The 18081-nt window shown below is 38.3% G+C and carries 14 protein-coding genes; 5 read left to right on the forward strand and 9 right to left on the reverse strand.

All coding sequences use genetic code 11. The features are described 5' to 3' along the window. Window positions 1-50: 50 nt before the first annotated feature. The gene (locus GAB14E_RS12460) at window positions 51-2933 is read right to left on the reverse strand and encodes an aminotransferase class I/II-fold pyridoxal phosphate-dependent enzyme (RefSeq protein ID WP_081967794.1); all 2883 of its coding nucleotides are present in this window, start codon (window positions 2931-2933) and stop codon (window positions 51-53) included. A 677-nt stretch (window positions 2934-3610) separates the two neighbouring features. Here GAB14E_RS12460 and GAB14E_RS24515 point away from each other — a divergent pair. Together GAB14E_RS24515 and GAB14E_RS12455 are read left to right on the forward strand one after the other, a co-directional pair. Further along, window positions 3611-4966, forward strand: coding sequence for a carbon-nitrogen hydrolase family protein (locus GAB14E_RS24515; RefSeq protein WP_081967795.1), 1356 nt, complete (start codon window positions 3611-3613; stop codon window positions 4964-4966). Next, window positions 4963-5955, forward strand: a complete 993-nt coding sequence (locus tag GAB14E_RS12455; RefSeq protein WP_033082176.1) for a C45 family autoproteolytic acyltransferase/hydolase — start codon at window positions 4963-4965, stop codon at window positions 5953-5955. Before GAB14E_RS24515 ends, GAB14E_RS12455 begins: the two co-directional genes overlap by 4 nt. 60 nt (window positions 5956-6015) lie before the next feature. Here the strand turns inward: GAB14E_RS12455 and GAB14E_RS12450 are convergent, their stop codons facing one another. From GAB14E_RS12450 to GAB14E_RS12435, 5 genes are all read right to left on the reverse strand, one after another. Further along, on the reverse strand, window positions 6016-6714 hold the full coding sequence (locus GAB14E_RS12450) for a response regulator (RefSeq protein WP_033082177.1): 699 nt from the start codon (window positions 6712-6714) through the stop codon (window positions 6016-6018). A 77-nt stretch (window positions 6715-6791) separates the two neighbouring features. Next, window positions 6792-8273 (reverse strand): ATP-binding protein, encoded by a 1482-nt coding sequence (locus tag GAB14E_RS12445; protein ID WP_081967800.1) that lies wholly within the window; start codon window positions 8271-8273, stop codon window positions 6792-6794. A 237-nt stretch (window positions 8274-8510) separates the two neighbouring features. After that, window positions 8511-8867 carry a hypothetical protein gene (locus tag GAB14E_RS12440; RefSeq protein WP_033082179.1) on the reverse strand — a complete coding sequence of 119 codons (357 nt, stop codon included), beginning with the start codon at window positions 8865-8867 and terminating at the stop codon, window positions 8511-8513. Between the two features lie 123 nt (window positions 8868-8990). Continuing rightward, window positions 8991-9599 (reverse strand): hypothetical protein, encoded by a 609-nt coding sequence (locus GAB14E_RS0122930; protein ID WP_052093656.1) that lies wholly within the window; start codon window positions 9597-9599, stop codon window positions 8991-8993. 61 nt (window positions 9600-9660) lie between these two features. Next, the gene (locus GAB14E_RS12435; RefSeq protein ID WP_231562028.1) at window positions 9661-11817 is read right to left on the reverse strand and encodes a YHYH protein; all 2157 of its coding nucleotides are present in this window, start codon (window positions 11815-11817) and stop codon (window positions 9661-9663) included. Window positions 11818-12192: 375 nt separating this feature from the next. On the opposite strand from GAB14E_RS12435, the gene GAB14E_RS12430 reads away from it, so the two are divergent. After that, window positions 12193-12801, forward strand: a complete 609-nt coding sequence (locus tag GAB14E_RS12430) for a MarC family protein (RefSeq protein ID WP_033082180.1) — start codon at window positions 12193-12195, stop codon at window positions 12799-12801. A 163-nt stretch (window positions 12802-12964) separates the two neighbouring features. Here GAB14E_RS12430 and GAB14E_RS12425 read toward each other — a convergent pair whose 3' ends face one another. Beyond that, window positions 12965-15040 carry an NADPH-dependent 2,4-dienoyl-CoA reductase gene (locus GAB14E_RS12425; protein ID WP_033082181.1) on the reverse strand — a complete coding sequence of 692 codons (2076 nt, stop codon included), beginning with the start codon at window positions 15038-15040 and terminating at the stop codon, window positions 12965-12967. A gap of 147 nt (window positions 15041-15187) precedes the next feature. On the opposite strand from GAB14E_RS12425, the gene GAB14E_RS12420 reads away from it, so the two are divergent. After that, on the forward strand, window positions 15188-15811 hold the full coding sequence (locus GAB14E_RS12420) for a TetR/AcrR family transcriptional regulator (protein ID WP_033082182.1): 624 nt from the start codon (window positions 15188-15190) through the stop codon (window positions 15809-15811). A gap of 85 nt (window positions 15812-15896) precedes the next feature. Here GAB14E_RS12420 and GAB14E_RS12415 read toward each other — a convergent pair whose 3' ends face one another. Then, window positions 15897-16565 (reverse strand): hypothetical protein, encoded by a 669-nt coding sequence (locus GAB14E_RS12415; protein ID WP_033082183.1) that lies wholly within the window; start codon window positions 16563-16565, stop codon window positions 15897-15899. A gap of 231 nt (window positions 16566-16796) precedes the next feature. Here GAB14E_RS12415 and GAB14E_RS12410 point away from each other — a divergent pair, with 231 nt between their 5' ends. Next, window positions 16797-17123 carry a hypothetical protein gene (locus GAB14E_RS12410; RefSeq protein WP_033082184.1) on the forward strand — a complete coding sequence of 109 codons (327 nt, stop codon included), beginning with the start codon at window positions 16797-16799 and terminating at the stop codon, window positions 17121-17123. Window positions 17124-17178: 55 nt separating this feature from the next. On the opposite strand, the gene GAB14E_RS12405 is transcribed toward GAB14E_RS12410, so the two are convergent. Next, window positions 17179-17943 carry a LamG domain-containing protein gene (locus GAB14E_RS12405; protein ID WP_033082185.1) on the reverse strand — a complete coding sequence of 255 codons (765 nt, stop codon included), beginning with the start codon at window positions 17941-17943 and terminating at the stop codon, window positions 17179-17181. Window positions 17944-18081: the final 138 nt, after the last annotated feature.

Genomic DNA, 18081 nt, shown 5'->3' on the forward strand with positions numbered 1-18081 from the left:
TCCAGAAGCGGATGTTTTATACCAAGTTGATTAAGTAGTTATCGATCACTTTATTGCAGTACTTTTTGTTTTTCTTTTTGTTTAGTTATTGTTGTTATTACTTTGACCTTATCTGCAGTTGGATTATTCACCGTCAATTCAAGTGGCAATTTTTGTTCAACTCGCCTTAATGCTTGCTCAGTAAAAACACTTAAACCCAGCTCAGGGTTATAACCATGAATTTCTTTTACATCGAGCGCTTTCATATATGCCAATATTTCTGGGCTTATCACTTGCCCTGGTACCAAAATAGGGAAACCAGGAGGATAAGGAATGATAAAGGTGTTTGAAACAAGCTCTCTACCCGCTTGCATGTTTCTTTCAAGCTCACCACTGTCTAAATTCATATACTCATAATTTTCACAATCATAAGATAAGAAATAGGCTTTTCGAATGTCACCTTCTTCGGTGCCTAGTGTTCGTCCAGGTAAAAAAGCACGATGGAAGCAGCTAAAGTCAGGTAAAGGCGGTAACTCTTTGGTTAATGAAATAACCCGCTTTTGATGGATAGCTTGCTCGGCAGGACTCATTTCTTCATCACGTATTTCTAATTCTTTAACAATTTTGTATAAGCAATTTAGCAAGTACATGATTGAGCTTCGTGAGGTACCAATGTTAACCATAAAGAGAATAGTATTTCTGGAGGTTTTATTAATTTGAATACCGTATTTGTCCATCAAATATTTATCTTTGAAGGTATTGCCATCTATACCCGTTTTACCAACGTGCACTGTGATCCTGCTCGGATCGACGACAAACTCATCATTAGCCCATGCCTCCTCCATCTGGCTAAAGCCGGTATCAACATTAAAATAGCTTTCAATACCCGATTCACGGTATTGCGCTGGAACCAGATCTTTATTCACCAATACATCAAAGTACTTTTTCAAACGCTGACTTTGATAGGCTGTTTGACGCATGGTCATCGACAATTCAAGTTGCTTGTTGACCATTTCGTAACCTTCTAACTCAGCCTGCCTCCTGCCAATATCCAAAGATGCTAAAATTTGGTAATTAGGTGAGGTCGACGTATGTGTCATATACGCTTCGTTAAAAGTACTTTCGACTTTTTGACGAAAATCCTGATCATAAATATGGATCATCGAACCTTGGCGTAATGAGGTCAGTGTTTTATGGGTCGATTGTGTGGTGTAAGTGCGGACTCGGGCTAAATCTGGATTAGGTACCAGTTCATTTTCCAGCATCCAGACATGCCTTTCATCAGGTGATATCAGCGCAAGTTGTTGCTGAAATTCTTGATATTTTTTACGGTATTTAGAACGTTTAAAACGTCTTGTTAAGGATGCTGCTGAATACATTGCCGTACGTGTGCGGTAAATCGGGTTAAAACTAGCAAAAGCGAACCAAGCTTCATCCCACAAAAATACCAAATCTGGTTTTATTGCTAAACATTCTTCCATGACTCGGCGCACGTTATATACCACACCATCAAAGGTACAATTAGTCAGTAGCAACATTTTAACGCGGTCTAACTGCCCTAATCCTTTGTATTTTAATAGGTTACGCTTTATTTCTTTTAGCGGCACACCACCATAAATGGAAAGGTCATGTATTGGATAAGAATCTAAATACTTTACATGAGCACCTGAAAGTACCATGCCGTAATGATGTGATTTATGACAATCTCTGTCTACCAAAATAATATCGCCGGGTTGCACCAAGGCCTGTACGACGATTTTATTAGCGGTTGATGTGCCATTAGTAACAAAATAAGAGCTACGAGAGCCATAGGCGCGTGATGCGTATTCTTGCGCTTTTTTAAGTGGGCCTTTAGGTTGCAATAAGGAGTCTAAACCACCCGATGTTGTCGATGTTTCAGCAAGAAATATATTAGCGCCATAAAAATCGAGCATATCGCCAATCCAGTTTGATTTCTCAATGGATTTTGCTCGAGAAATAGGTAAGGCATGAAAAATACCGGTAGGCTTTCGGCTATACTTTTTTAAGGCTGAAAAGAATGGCGTATCAAACCGTTCGTTGACCCCGCCTAATATGCTGTGATGTAAATCTAAGTTAGAATTTTCGTTATAAAATACTCGCTTAAAATATCCATCATCATCTTGATTACCTGCTTCCATTGCCATATCTGAAATTAGGTATAAATCTAATTCAGGTCGTAAATATTTGATTAAGCGACCTAACTCACTGCCTTGATTTTTGCTGTTATAGACATATTTACGCAACTTTTCATCAATTGCGGCCACCACATGAGTAATAAGGCCGCTATTACGTTTTGATTTCATCGGAAAGCTAGGACGTAATATACAAGCTTGAATATTCGAGTTAATTAACACCGCGATAATGGCATCTTCAAAAGTAGGTACTACGATGGCATTGTAAGTAAATTGATCATCGTGATGGCGCATAGTACGCATTGCATTGAGCAATTGATTTTCCGCATCAATCAATAAATCATCAACAATAAGTACTTCAAAATAAGGCCTAGAGCGGGAATTATTTGCGCCTTGAATACTATTAGGGTTTTCATCCTCTGTTTCTAAATTGACTTTTGGCTCGGTAGTAGATAACGATAAATCAATGTCTTTACGGCGATAGGTACCATTTTCTAAAAAGTAATGAATTTGTGCGACAGAATGGCTTAGACCAACATAATCTTTTTGTTTAAATTGAATCCATAAATAGCGAAAATTTTCCTTCGATGGGAAAGCAGTATAATCCTCAATAGTTTCAAGTGATATTAATGAAAGCTCAACCGCTTTTTTTAAACGATTATGCCCTTTTCCACTTCGACTACTGGTTGAAAGATGAAAAGTATACTTTTTCAATTTCACCCAAGTATCTTGCCGCTTATTGTTAAGCTGATGATAAAAGCCGATCATCTGTTGAGTTTTTTTATTTTTAACATTACTCATTTATATTTATCCATTATTCCATGTTTATTCGCATCAAAATCAAGGCTTACCGTCAAGCTTAAAAATAGTACGTTATTAGTATTGCAGAGAATTTCCACACACAAAGCAGAGGTTTTTTTCCTGCAATACCATCAACCTAAGTATTAATATACCCAGAAAAATCGTAACTATTGCATTCTGTTATTGACCTAATCAATAACCTTTAGTTATAGATGGCTTGATACTGTTTTTAGGGAAAGACTGTGAGCTGAATAAATATGACTTGCTCAGATTAGCAACAATAAGGTTTATGGCTTGTAATTAGCTCAAGACAAATAACTGACGAGATAAGTTCATGTTATTAATGTATTTATACTTTATGGTATTGGCTTTTGATTGTTATGGATGTTTTCTGAAGGTTTGCTTTAACCATACTTCCTCTTGATAGTGCAGGCTAAAATTCAATCCGATATTGTATAAGAAATCATTAAGGTTAACCTTGAGTTATGCACTAGTGACAAATGGCTATACCTTGATGTTTCATATTCTCAATAAAGTTTGATAGATTTCCCAGCACAACAAAAAATAGTTTGTTAACGACAGTGCTCAAACTTTACTTACAACATTAATAACAAACATTGGCTAGTCTGATTTAAAGGCTTTCCACATTATAATCACTCATTCTGGATACATTACTTATGACGCCATTTGGTATAGCTGGCATACAAATGAATTTGCAGCACGGTAACAATGTCGATGCCATTGAAGATAAAATTAATCTATTGATGTGTTTGTATCCCTGGGTAGAGATGGTCATTGTGAGTGAACTTGCCGCTCACGGCCCTTTAGATAGCTTTGCCGAAACCATGCCTGGCTTAACTGAACAACGTTTTTGTGCCATGGCTAAAAAACATAATATATGGCTTATCCCTGGTTCATTTTTTGAACTTAAGAATGAAGCAATTTTTAACACTGCACCTGTGATCAACCCACAAGGTGAAGTTATCGCCCGTCACCGAAAGCTATTCCCATTTCGTCCTTTTGAGGAAGGTATAGAAGCTGGCGATGAATTTGTCGTTTTTGATGTGCCCGGTGCTGGTCGTTTTGGTTTATGTATTTGTTACGACATGTGGTTCCCAGAAGTACTACGAACCCTGACCACTATGGGCGCAGAAGTCATTTTACATCCAGTACTCACTGGCACTAACGATCGTGATATAGAATTAAATTTAGCCCGCAGTAGTGGCGCTCTTTTTCAAAGTTATATTATTGATATTAATGGCTTAGGTGTTGGCGGCATCGGTCAGTCTTGTATTATCGACCCTGCAGGAAGAACTGTATACCAAGCAGGCGCAACGGATGAGTTTTTGGTTACCGAACTTGATTTTGATAGTATTCGACGCCAACGTGAAGTGGGTTTACGTAACCTAGGTCAACCACTTAAAAGCTTCCGAGACTCAAAAATAAACTTTACTGTTTATAACAAAGCACAACGAGATAACAATTACTTAGAGAGCTTGGGACCATTACAAAAAGCGACAAGGCATAGCAAAACTAATATGGCTACTGAGCCAGCCTTTATTTCTAATAAAGAGCTGGCTAGTAGTGAACTCGAGAATACAGAACTTGAAAATACAGCTATAGCAGAATCTGTTATTCATCAAACTGCTGAACAAACGGTTAGCTTAAGTACAAGCTCAGATATCGCTGAGTATAATAACTTGGCCATAGGCCCAGCAGTGGTTACTGCATCATTAGTAACTGCGCAGCATTTACCATTAGAGTTAGTATTTGAAGAACCAGACCTTGCTGATACTTTCTTGGTCGATCAGTCTGTCATCGAGAAGCCAACTATTACTACAAGCGATGAAAGTATAGAAAATGATGCCGCAGTGAACATAACAGTTAACATAACTCCGGCAACCGATATCGATGCCAATTACAATATCAATAACAGCAGCAATAAAGGTAACAGTGAGGAAAAACCAAAGGGTGACAATTTGAAATGGCTAAAAGAAGCTTCAACGCAGATTAAGCAATATATAAAATCATGATTGAGCAAACGCCTAAGTTAGGTTTTTCGTCACAACAAGAACACTTCCTTGGAGAGAAATTGGCGTTAACCTACGCTAAAACTTGGCCAGCTTATCATCGCTGGTTAAGTCGTGCGCCAGAGCGAGTAACTGCAGAGGAAGGTAGAGAGCAGATACGTCATTATATGCCAGAGCTAATCAGCACCTATGATGGCTTATGTCATGCATTTGGTGCCGATGAACAAACTTGTGCTTTTTTATGTTTATACAAACCACCGGTTTTTCGTTCAGGTTGTTCACAAGCAAGTAAAACAACAAACGGTATTGAACTGGTGCGCAATTATGATTTCCCTTCGCAATTATGTGACCGCTTATTACTACATACCAATTGGAATGGTACTCGCGTTATCGCGATGACAGATTGTTTATGGGGCGTCATTGATGGCATGAATGAACATGGCTTAGCAGTTTCACTCGCTTATGGCGGCCGACAAGTACATGGTGATGGCTTTGCTATTACTATTGTACTGCGTTACCTATTAGAATTTTGTAAAAACACTGAACAAGCCGTTAAAGTATTAAATCGTGTGCCGATTCATATGCCGTATAACGTCACCTTAGTTGACCGTCACGGTATTAGTAAAACCGTTGTAATTTGTCCCGGCGAAAAGGTTCTGGTTAACTCCTTAGCTTTTGCCACTAATCATCAAGACGGTAGCCCAATTGAGGATATTGATGCCATTGCCGATAGTTACACTAGGGCTCAGTATTTATCTGCCCGAATCAACGATCCTCGAGAAGCAGAAAACTCACTAACTAGCTTATTCCTCCAGTCACCATTGTTAAGAAAATCGAGCGATTGGCACGGCTGGGGAACATTATACACGGCTCGGTATCAGCCGTTACTCGGCATTGTTGAATTACACTGGCCTGGCGGTCAAATTTTACGACAAAGTTTTGATAACTTTATTGAGGGCGATATCAGTGTCACTTCACCAGCATACTTATAATACGCATCTGCTTTAAGGTTGTTATTGATACAAAATTGAAAACTGAAGCCAAAACCCTGGTTAATTTGTTTGCTGACATTTATAACCAACACCATACACAGAGCAAATGGGATCTGAGCTTGTAGAGATTGAATGAATTTTTTTACGAATATTTTTAATATGGGTATCTATATTACGGTCTGAAACATCAACCGTATCAAGATAAACCTTATTCATAATTTCATCACGAGTAAATACACGCTCAACATTATTTAACAGTAATTCTAAAACTTTAAATTCAATAGGTGTTAAATCTAGCGGAGTTCCTTTAAAGGTCACCTTATATTTGTCGGGCTCCATAATAAACCCCGACTGTTCGATAATATTGATCGAAGATGATTGAGTAGCATTATTATCAAAACGACGTAATACCGCTTTAATGCGAGCCATGACTTCTCGGGGACTAAAAGGTTTGCAAATATAATCATCAGCGCCAAATTCCAAACCAAAGAGCCTATCAATTTCCTCACTCTTGGCTGTCACCATAATAACGGGCAGTTGTGAAAAAAGCCTTAGCTGCTTACAAATTTCAAAACCATCTACATCAGGCAACATTAGATCAAGCAGCATTAAATCAACCTGATTTGATTTAATGTAATTAATAACGCCGCTACCGCGATTCAAATGATGAGCGCTATAGCCATTACGCTGACAATAAGCGACCAATACTTCTGCAATACTTTCTTCGTCTTCAACAATTAATATTTTTTGTTTGTCCATTTTATGTTTCTAATCAAGGTTTTTAATTAAAGTAATTATTAAGATTTATGTTTAAAGTTATTATTAACAACTTCTTATTAAAGCGTCTTATTAACAGGGAAAGATATTTTTATACTCAGACCGCCCAATGCTGAGTCTAACGCCCTTATGCTGCCTTGATGCGCTTCAACTATTTGTTTACACAAAGATAATCCTAGCCCTGAGCCGCCATGGCTACGATTACGCGATGGCTCAACCCGATAAAAACGTTCAAATAATTTTTGTTGTTCATCGCTGGCAACACCAGGAGCAGAATCTTCAATAAGTATATCAACAAAGTTATTATCACAATGTGCAGAGATAATTATCCTACCTGGCGCTTGGGTATAACGACAACTGTTTTCCAATAAGTTAGTGAATAACTGCCTTAACCTTTCATTATCAGCAAGTAAGTTACAGCGCTTATTCTCAATAAGTCTTTCAAGTGATGGGTAATCTATGGTTAAGGTATTGTTCTCAAATTTAGCGCTAAAATTTTCAATCACTTGTAATAACAAGGCAATTGGATTTAAGGCTTCCTTTTGATAAGTAAGTCCGCCAGCATCAGAGCTAGATAACTGATAAAGATCATTAACAAGATGGCTTAAATTATCAATCTCATTAATGAATAATTGCACCCGCTTTTCATCGGCAACAAAAATTCCATCTTGAATGGCAATGAGCTGCGCTCTTAACACGGTTAATGGTGTCCGTAATTCATGTGAAGTATCAGACATCCATTGAAAACGATTATTTTGGTTCTTTTCTAAGGTTGCTGCCAGTACATTAACATTGTCCGATAACATGCCTAATTCATCATGAGTTGTCTTGTTGATGCGATTTTGATAATCACCTTTGATCAATTTATTAGTACCGCCGATAAGCAGTTTTATTGGTGCGATTAAGTGTTTAGAGAATATCAACGCCATGATGAAGGCCAGTAAAATAGCGGCAACGGCGATTAAATAATAACTTTTATATTGCTGACTCAAAAACTCGCTTGCTGGGCTATTTTCAACAAGTGATGATGGTTTTAATGCCAACCAACCAATAATCTCGCCATTAACTATGATACTTTCACTTAATTCGTTATCTGCTAAATAACGTTTACCGACGATAACTGTTTTCTTTTGATCGTATAAACTCAGTCGCTTTCCTGTTTGTAGGAAGTCGCTAGGTCTAGGCGGCTCAGACTGTCGTTCATTTTTAGGCTTTGGTTTTTGCCTTAACTCTAGTCTTTGTTCCGGTCTTGGTTCGGGTCTTTGCTTTAACCTTTGCCCATCACTGTTATTGTTTTGAAGCTCGTTTCTTCGCGGCTCATCTGCTCTTGCTCTTGGCCTAGGTGGTGGCGGTGGACGTTTAGATTGTGGATCAACAATATCACGCCACACTTGCACGTTATCAATGATTGGTTGCCAGCTGTTATTTTGTTGGTACAAACTGATGAGCTGTTGTTTAGTCTCGCTCAAATGCTTAGTTTCTGTTGACCTGACAAAGTCATTAAATCCTGATGACAAATTCACCGTGATTAATATCAGCATTACCCCTACAAGGGTAAGGTTGGTAATAAAAAATGCAAAAAAGAATTTATACAGCAACTTCAAACGTTGTCTTCCTTTCTATTCTTGTTAAAGGTATTTAATACAATTACTAACAGCTATCACTTCACCTGAGAATAGTATGAGCTAAATCAACAGAAATGATCAGTTAAGTGCATGGCCATAATAGGAATTATCATATAATGCACTTTTTATTCTACTCATGACAAAATAACTGAATTAATTAACTTTGTCAGCTAAATGTGATGGCATCTGTTTTACTCGATGATTATCTGTAGAAGGCCGCGGCTGTCTGCCCTGCCTACTCGGTTTACAGGCAAAATACCGTTGATCAGGCGTAAACTCACAAATACCCTTTTCAGTTTCCTGTGGCCCCTGAAATTCACAGGCACTGTTTTCTTCTTTCGACAGGCATATATCAATAGCTGGTTGTGGCGGCTTGCCATGTTGATGTTGGAGTATAGGTTTTTGATTGTTAGTATCACTGCCTGCCACCACCATAAACGTTGGTGAGGTAAGTAATGACAATAAGATCAATGTAGTGCCAACAGTTTTTAAAACAAATATATCTTTCATAATTTTTCCTTGAGTGCCCTCAAACATTTTAAAGTATTTGAAGCTTTATTCTGATGAGTACTTAGTTACTAATTGGGTTTTAGTTAAGTTAGGTTCTAGCTTATTTCGGTCTTAGTCTTATTTCTAAAATGATACCTGAGCAGTACTGCCTGCAGTAACTAATTGATATTTTGGTTTAACAAAGCTTGCATGAACAGCGCCTAAACTTTTAGGAAAAAGAATAGTGACCTGTTCCACTAACGAAAAGGCATGTTTAGCCGTCAACACTAACTCAGTATATCCATGATGGTCAGTGCTGTTTGGAGGGACAGATATAGTCTGCAATGTTAAGGGGAACAATTGATTATTTATCATCAAAGACGTTTCTTCATTCAGTAACCTTGCGACAAAATCTTTAGTCCCTTTAGTCGTTAAGCCAAGTGGCATAATTTGCTTAATATCACCTAATAACCAGGCTTGATTATTTTGCAAACGAGTTTGCCACCCCTTAAAATCTGTAAAAATACGTACTTCAACTTGACCATCTCTTAAGGTAATACGCGCACTGGTTTCTTTTAAAACATGGGCATTAGCAGTTATAGGTAATGTTGTCAGTATCATTACTACCATTATGACTAACATCAGAGCCAAGCTCATATTAGCTTCACTCTTAACTTTAGTCTTAGCGTTAGTGATAGTTTTAGTAATAAAATTAGAATTTATTTTTGTCTTTGTCTTTGCCTTGGTATTCATTGTCAGATCCTTTTTAAAAATTCTTTAGCAGTGTTATGCCCGTTGATTAAACTAGTTTCAGCTATGGGGCGCTAATAGTTACTCGGCAAATTAAGGTATTATCTGTTTCTAGGTCGGTTCCCCAAATAAGTTGTGCATTGGCATGCCAAGTAATTTCGTCATAACCATCCTTTGGACTAACATCGGCTTCACTGTGCTCTGTAGCTTGCTGCCATGCAGCATCATTGAAGCTGCTGGCTTTCCAATCATCTGGCTCTTCAATACTGTAAAAGCCACATGCACCAACACCGGCAATAGGATTAGCCTCATTTGCACACGACTTATCTAAAGGCGCTTGATGAAGTACTTCACACTTCCAATCACTGTTGCTTACCGCAATAATTGTATTGCTAACGATATCGGTGATTTGAGCAATAAAACCACCATCCCCCATCTGTTGATTGCTCTCGCCTATGTACTCTAAGCCGGTATCATTTTCTTTATAGTCTTTGAGAATAAAGTTTAGTTGTAGTGGATAACTGCCAGTAAAAGTAGCGGTTTCAGCATTGAATGATCTTTCAGTATTGATAGAAACAGCGTCTTCTACAATTAGCTCACTTCCTAAGTAAGCTGCAAACCAATTGTCTGACCAAGCTTCTAACTTAAATGTCGTTAGTTCTGTTTGTTGACTGCTATCAACTTGTTCGTCACGACAGAAGGTTCCCGTTTCAATATTACCGCCACTACTCACTGTTTTTTGCTCAAAGTCATAACAATAATCTTGAGAACTAGATGGACTGTAGGTTACATAATAATCATTACCGCTGTAGCTATAAGTCATGGTACGGCTACCATCATCGGCAATTGAATGTGTTAGATTATCTACCCCGCCCTGTGGTGGTGTAAGATTTGCTCTAGCGCCACTATTAGTACTGTCTTCGGTTAGCGGTGCTACTCTTGGCAGAATAGCTGTATCGACCTCACCAACAAGACACTGGATAATATAAGGCGGTTTAGTCGAGGTGTGATAACGATAGCCAAAATCATCATCAATTTGACCATTGCAAACATCCAAGTCACCCTCGCTAATTTCACTACTATCAGGATTATTATCACCATATAGCGGATAACCATCGTAGCCCCAACCAATTATGGCATCATCACCTTGGTTCATCATACTCGTTATCATACAAGTAGGTGCAACATGATAATGATAGTCATCACCACGGCCAGCATGACCACCACAGTTATCTAATTGCCCGGTTACATAAGTATCACTATCGGCATTGTAGTTATATAAATCTAATTCACCTTGAGAGGAATAATCGTAGATAGGCACACCATTTATTGCTACACCCACGGCTGCATCAATCGTGGTTAAAACACTGGCAAATTGCGGCGTTAGTTTAATTGGTGCATCATAATTAGTAGCCGGAACAGGAATTTGCTCATTGGTACCGATAATACCATTCATTAAATCATGATCAGGATAAGTGTCTGCCGAAATATAGGCATAGTCATCATCACAAGTTACGCCAACATGTTCATTGAATCCTGACACACTTACAGACTGCTGAATTGTTTGACAGCGAGTTAAATCGGCAGTGCTACCACGTTCATAACTGACGGAAAGTTCAACTGACGCCAAAGTAAGGTCGGTAATTGCCGTTAATAACGTGTCTCTATCAACATCGAGTGAGTTACTTAAATCAGGTGTATCTGATAATGCATAGAGAGTGAACATATAAGATTTTATACCTGGGCCTTGAGAGCAAGGTGGTGCATATTCATTTAAACCATTTACGCCATTAGTGCCTAAAGTCCCTTGAATTTCACCTGCCTGTAAACTGCTAATGTCCGTGGTCATGTTGTACATTACCCAATACCAATGCACATCATCGGGAGCGGCTATGTGATGCATAACTAAGGCATATTCTGTGGTATTGTCAGGCGCGCCGCTCCAATTTAATGGTGGTGAAATACTGTCACCATCACAGGTATAGGTGATTGGTAAACTACTACCTGTTTGCATTACATTACTGGTCAATGCAAACGAAGTTTCTTCACCAGCAGTGTTTTCACTTGAGTCACTACTCGTGCCACCATCCGTGCCATCACTGACGATCGTTGTATTATTCACATTAGCTGCAGTGTCTTCATCAGCACTGGTATCAGAGCCACAACCTATCAAAGGTAAACTCACAACTACGCTGATCATTACATATAAATTTTTCTTCATAATAATACCCTCACTTTTTTAATCTGAATGTGGTTAACCCTAATCTGATTAACTTGAAAATGATTAACAAACTAGTCATTGTTTCAATAAGTTAATTATGGCTAAGCAATGTGCAGCAAAAATGAAGATTGATTTTTTTATAACTCACTGTATTACCTTGATTATAATTATATCTTTTTTGATATAGCATTGATTTACAGCAATTGTGTGGTAAATGTGTAGCCTATCAACAATATAAATATTCACTTAGCTAAATGCTGATACAAAATGACCGAAGTATAGCGCTTTAATTAGTGTAAAATAGGGTAATAAATATGACATATGCATCGAAAAGATGCATATGTCTGCCAACTTACCATTTTGACGGTGATGATTATGATCGATTATGTTTCAGTGTTTATCTTCTTTTTTGCTGTTATTGATCCCGTCGGCACTATCCCTGTATTTATCGCTGTTACCAGTCGTTTTGATGACAAAGTTAAACGCAAAATAGCGCTACAAGCAGTAGTTGCGGCAACCGGTATTTTATTGTTTTTTATGATTGCTGGAGAGGTGATTTTAACAGCGATTGATATACCATTACCTGCCTTCGTAATAGCAGGTGGCATCATATTATTTATATTTGCTTTAACTATGATATTTGGTGAGAGTAAACCTGATGAGGAAGTTGGTTTAGTGAGGAATGATAGTGAAACTGCTATATTTCCTCTTGCCGTTCCCTCGCTTGCTAGCCCAGGAGCAATGCTTGCTGCTGTATTGTTAACCGAAAACTCAAACTTTACCATTCTCCAACAAGTTCAGACTGCCGGTGTAATGATTTCTGTTTTATTCATTGCATTTATATTTATGTTAACGGCAAGTTGGATTCATAGATTTATTGGCAGCAGTGGCGCAAGTATTGTTAGTAAGGTAATGGGAATGATTTTAGCTGCGGTGGCTACAAACAGTGTTTTGTCAGGTATAAAACTATATTTTTCACTTTAGCCTCAATATACATATCCAAGGCAATACTCGATGAAATAAGTAGCCCAACATATACCGGTTGTTTCTTTCATAAAATCCAATCAAAATACCTAGTCACACATCGTTAAATTAACATGTTATCTTTGTATAACTAGGCATATTCATAAAGCTATTTACCTAATACTTAAAGCCTTACTGCAACTTCTAAGCCTTGTTTAATCGCACGTTTCGCATCAAGCTCGGTTGCCACATCAGCGCCACCAATCAAATGATAAGGCTTATTTAAGCCTTCTGTCAGCTCTCTTGCTGGATCTTGTCCGGCACAAATAATGACATTATCCACAGCTAATATTTGTCTTTCTCCGGCTATTGAAAGATGCAGACCAGCATCATCAATTTTGTGATAAACACACGATGACAGCATTTTAACTTGTTTATTCTTTAGCCCTGTTCGGTGGATCCAGCCGGTAGTTTTACCTAAGCCAGCACCCACTTTTGTGTCTTTACGTTGAAGTAAGTAAACATCACGCGCAGGCGCTGTAATTTCGGCTTTTACCCCTTCAATACCAGCACGCGCTGTTAAGGTCATATCAACGCCCCATTCTTTCATATAAGCTGCAATATTCTGACTGGTTGAAGTGCCTGAATGGACCAAATATTCAGAAACATCAAAGCCAATGCCGCCTGCGCCAATAACAGCAACCTTTTGTCCAACCGTCTTTTTATGTTTAAGCACATCGATATAATTGAGCACTTTTTTATGTTCAATACCTTCAATCGGTGGCAATCGAGGATTAATACCCGTCGCAATAATGACTTCATCAAAATCACTGCTGTTTAATTCATTTGCCGTAACGCGAGTATTTAGTTTAACGGTAACGCCCGTTAGCTCTAATTGTCGTGAAAAATAACGAATAGTTTCACTGAATTCTTCTTTACCAGGTACTTGTTTAGCGATATTAAACTGCCCGCCAACTTCGTTGTCACCATCAAAAAGTGTTACCTCATGGCCCGCTTCTGCAAGTGCTGTAGCGGCAGACAAACCTGCTGGTCCTGCACCCACTACAGCAATTTTCTTAATAGCTTTGGTAGGTACAATATTGATTTCAGTTTCAAAACAAGCACGAGGATTAACTAAACAACTGGCCATTTCACCGTTAAAAACGTGATCAAGACAGGCTTGATTACAACCAATACAAGTATTAATTTCGTCACTTCGCCCTGCTGCCGTTTTGTTAACAAATTCAGCATCGGCAAGAAAGGGTCTTGCCATTGAAATCATATCGGCATCGCCGCGCTGTAATACTGCTTCGGCAACTTCAGGGGTATTAATTCTATTTGAGGTGATTACCGGAATGCTAAAGTGTTCTCTATACCTAGCGGTTACCCAAGTAAATGCAGCTCTTGGCACTTTAGTTTGAATAGTAGGAATACGCGCTTCATGCCAACCAATACCGGTATTAATGATGGTTGCTCCCGCTTTTTCAATGGCTTGACCGAACTTAACCACCTCTTCAAAGCTACTGCCGCCTTCAACAAGGTCCATCATCGAAAGTCGGAAGATAATGATAAAATGTTCGCCGACTGCTTGACGAATACGGCGCACTACATCAACACCAAACTTAATGCGATTTTCAAACGAACCACCCCATTCATCATCACGTTGATTGGTTCTTAAGGCGGTAAATTGATTAATGAAATAACCTTCTGAGCCCATTACCTCAACACCGTCGTAATTCGCTTGCTGCGATTTAAGGGCTAGATCAACAAAAGATTGAATTTCTCCTTCAATCATTTCAACCGTTACCGCTTCGGGCTTATATGGATTGATTGGTGCTTGTATCGCTGATGGTGCAATGAGCTTCTTGTTATATGCATAACGACCTGTATGCAGTATTTGCAGACAAATTTTACTGTCGTATTTATGCACTTCATCGGTAATAACTCTATGTTTAGCAATATCCTCTGCGCTGGTCATAATGTTTGTATTTGGGTGAGTTGCGCCGCGCTTACTTGGGCCATAACCACCGGTAACAATCAGGCCACAACCGCCTTTGGCACGTTCACCAAAGTATGCCGCCATACGCCTAGCACCGTCTGGATGCTCTTCAAGACCAGTATGCATTGAGCCCATTAACACTCGGTTTTTTAAGGTGGTAAAACCAAGATCAAGTGGTGCTAACAATTTTGAAAATTGGGTGTTTTTTTTGCTTTTATTACTTTGATTGCTTTCTTTGGCTGGTGTATTAAGTTCGGACATAACTCACTCTCTTTTTATTTATCAAATAATATGCTCAATTCGTAGACAGAATTTAGACACCGTCTAGTTTGATGTAAATTAAAATAGCGCCAAAATATGACGGTGTCAAGATTGATTAATAAACAATAGCTTGCTAAATTAGCCTTTATGAAAAATACTCCCGAAAAATCAAAGTATCACCACGGTGATTTAAGAACGACTTTACTTACCGTTGCTGGGGAAATGCTCAAAGAAGGTGGCATTGAAGAAGTGTCGTTGCGTAAACTGGCAGCCCGGGTAGGTGTTTCAAGGACAGCTCCTTATCACCACTTTAAAGATAAAAACGCCCTACTTTGTGGGATTGCAGAATCAGGATTTACCCAATTACATCAAATGAATAAAAGCAGTTTTAAAGCTGAAGGTCCGTCAACCAAAGAAAAGTTCTCAAGTTTTATTCATGAATATGTAAATTTTGCCAAAGCTAACCCTGATCTTTATGAGTTGATGTTTGGTCGTACTATTTGGAAACATGAGAACAGTAGCAAAGAAAGTACCCAAAAATTGCGCGATGCCGCCTACCCTTGTTTTCAATATCAGGTGGCTATGACCCGAGAATGGCAGCAGCTTAAACTGCTCAATCACAGCGGTGAAGAAAGTGCCCTACGCGCATCGCAAGTGCTTTGGGGCACCGTGCATGGTATTGCTAAATTACTTATTGATGGCATTTATACAGACGTTGCTCATGTTGAAGAGATATGTGATTACGCTGTTGATATGTTTCTAGTGCATTAGTGAATACGAAGAGTAGCTCAAAATCAGATCTTTTAACTTTACCTTTAACTCGGCCGTTTATGGCCGAGCTATTTATCAAAAGTGATTACTGAAAGTCTTCAGTTTCAAAATATAAAGGTTTTATCGTGCCACAATTTATAAACTTAAATTGAAGTTCAGTCTCTTTGGGCACAGGCGATGAGGTGTTAAATCGCCCTAAACAACCGGCTTCTAAATCAACAGCCAATATATGATCAAAGCTAGGTCGTTGCTGGATTCTATGAATATATAATTTGTAATTTTGTTTTAATGAAACAACATCATACTCTTGTTTGGTACTTGACGGTTTAATGTCATCAAAGGTACGAACATACAATTGCTTATCAAAAGATAATTCTATGTTTTTATAAACTAACATACCACCACGCTCAAAATGCCCAGCATATAAATCAGCTTTTATAACTATTTTATCGCCACGCATTAAGCGTTGTAAATTAAATGGCTTGGGCTTAATCGTAATTAGTTGACTATCTCTAACCGTTTGCAATACTGCCAAATCATTATTATCTAGCTTATACACTAATTGCACATTATGAGGCTTTTTATAAAGTGGTAAATGAGATGCATAAATACTAGAGCCCTGGTTGACTAAAACCATGCCATGAACGCCCATATAGTCAGGATCTAACGGTGGTAATTTTTTGACTTCATCCTCAGCAAAACTCAGTTGGCTTAATAAAGGTAATAATAAAATAGCAAATAACACTTTTTTCATAGGTAAACTCTCATTTCATATAAATTGAATATAGGCTGAAGGGATTTCAGTGACCAAGGTTTTAATTCCAATTTTTTACATTATAGTTGTTTTTATCAAGCAAAAAAGCCCGAACGAGATAAGATATTAAATTTGTTTTATTTGAAATCAGAAATAATGTAGCCAGAGCTATACCCAAGTCGTTAACTGCTATATGTTAGCAACATTAACATTCTGTGATCGAAAAAACATATGGCATTAAAAGTAGATTTGAGGGATTTTCTTGACGAAGACGGTAAAGTACTTGCCCTTACTGAGCAAGCACAACCGGTTTTCAATTTTCTAACGCAAGTTGTCTTATCGGTTACGAAGGATATCGAGCAGCCATACAATGATCTTGATTTGAAATGTAATACTCGAGCTGATGGGCTAACATGTTGCGGGCATATCGCCGCAAAATGTAGCTCCATTGGCACATTTAGCACCATTGATTGGCATTGCGACACCTGCGAAGCTACTGGAACTATTTCAAATTGGCAAGGCAGCATTTGGGATATGCAAAAACGTACAATGCATTAAGCCCAAATACGGTTTAAACAGTATAGTGTCACAACAAATTACCACAGCTTTATTTTTACTTTTGTCCTAGAGACCTACGTAAGGTAAAACCTAGCAAACCCATTAAAAATACATATGATGTAGCTGGCTCAGGAATAGAAATCCCCTCAACTTCAAGCGCGCCATTACCACCAGCTCCGCCAGCTCTTATAGTTGCCACTTCAAGTGCAGATAAGGTTTGATCAAAAAAGAATACACCGTCCATTAAACCGTTAAGAGGAAACGCACTATTTGCATTACGGCCTATGTCGATAAATGGTTGTGAATTATTTAAACCATCAGTAAATGAAAATACGGGATTACCATCAACATAAAGCTTTTGTGTTACACCATCAAACGTATGGGCAATAAAAGTCCAATCAGAAGTTGCAGCAATGGGAGAGTTAACAACGCCCGCATGACTAACTGACCACTTACCATTTTGAACTTGTGAAAAACGGTCCCAGCCTCCATTATCATTCGATAAAAATATATTCCAAACATTGGGATCATTGAGTTTTATCCATGACCCCCAACTAAAATTAGGAACACGATTACCACTCGAATCAATCGGAGCTCTTAGCCAAGAACTCCCTGTGCCATCAAACGAAGCTGCAAGGCCATCAAGTCCACTAACATAATTTATTATACCTGATGGAGCCGTTAAATTTGGACCTAAACCGGTTAATTCATTGCCATTACCATCGAGGGTATAAAACCCTATCAATCCAGCATTAGCAATATTTACCGCACTATAAAAAAATATAATTAAGCTAACAATGAGTACTTTAATAGTTTTCATTTAAAATTCCTCTTAACCCCCCCACAGTTATATAGGAGGTAATTAATAAAGTGATTATTCACCCTGCATGAGAAGTATTGCAGCAAGTAAGCCAGTATTATAAAGAGCATAATTTACAGTCACTTACCAAAAATCTTA

It is taken from the genome of Colwellia psychrerythraea, assembly GCF_000764185.1.
GTDB lineage: Bacteria > Pseudomonadota > Gammaproteobacteria > Enterobacterales > Alteromonadaceae > Colwellia > Colwellia psychrerythraea_B.

Excerpts from the sequence above, each read along its gene's own strand:
- GAB14E_RS12460 (WP_081967794.1), bottom strand. The coding sequence starts at position 2,933 with ATGAGTAATGTTAAAAATAAAAAAACTCAACAGATGATCGGCTTTTAT.
- GAB14E_RS24515 (WP_081967795.1), top strand. The coding sequence starts at position 3,611 with ATGACGCCATTTGGTATAGCTGGCATACAAATGAATTTGCAGCACGGT.
- GAB14E_RS12455 (WP_033082176.1), top strand. The coding sequence starts at position 4,963 with ATGATTGAGCAAACGCCTAAGTTAGGTTTTTCGTCACAACAAGAACAC.
- GAB14E_RS12450 (WP_033082177.1), bottom strand. The coding sequence starts at position 6,714 with ATGGACAAACAAAAAATATTAATTGTTGAAGACGAAGAAAGTATTGCA.
- GAB14E_RS12445 (WP_081967800.1), bottom strand. The coding sequence starts at position 8,273 with ATGCTGATATTAATCACGGTGAATTTGTCATCAGGATTTAATGACTTT.
- GAB14E_RS12440 (WP_033082179.1), bottom strand. The coding sequence starts at position 8,867 with ATGAAAGATATATTTGTTTTAAAAACTGTTGGCACTACATTGATCTTA.
- GAB14E_RS0122930 (WP_052093656.1), bottom strand. The coding sequence starts at position 9,599 with ATGAATACCAAGGCAAAGACAAAGACAAAAATAAATTCTAATTTTATT.
- GAB14E_RS12435 (WP_231562028.1), bottom strand. The coding sequence starts at position 11,817 with ATGAAGAAAAATTTATATGTAATGATCAGCGTAGTTGTGAGTTTACCT.
- GAB14E_RS12430 (WP_033082180.1), top strand. The coding sequence starts at position 12,193 with ATGATCGATTATGTTTCAGTGTTTATCTTCTTTTTTGCTGTTATTGAT.
- GAB14E_RS12425 (WP_033082181.1), bottom strand. The coding sequence starts at position 15,040 with ATGTCCGAACTTAATACACCAGCCAAAGAAAGCAATCAAAGTAATAAA.
- GAB14E_RS12420 (WP_033082182.1), top strand. The coding sequence starts at position 15,188 with ATGAAAAATACTCCCGAAAAATCAAAGTATCACCACGGTGATTTAAGA.
- GAB14E_RS12415 (WP_033082183.1), bottom strand. The coding sequence starts at position 16,565 with ATGAAAAAAGTGTTATTTGCTATTTTATTATTACCTTTATTAAGCCAA.
- GAB14E_RS12410 (WP_033082184.1), top strand. The coding sequence starts at position 16,797 with ATGGCATTAAAAGTAGATTTGAGGGATTTTCTTGACGAAGACGGTAAA.
- GAB14E_RS12405 (WP_033082185.1), bottom strand. The coding sequence starts at position 17,943 with ATGAAAACTATTAAAGTACTCATTGTTAGCTTAATTATATTTTTTTAT.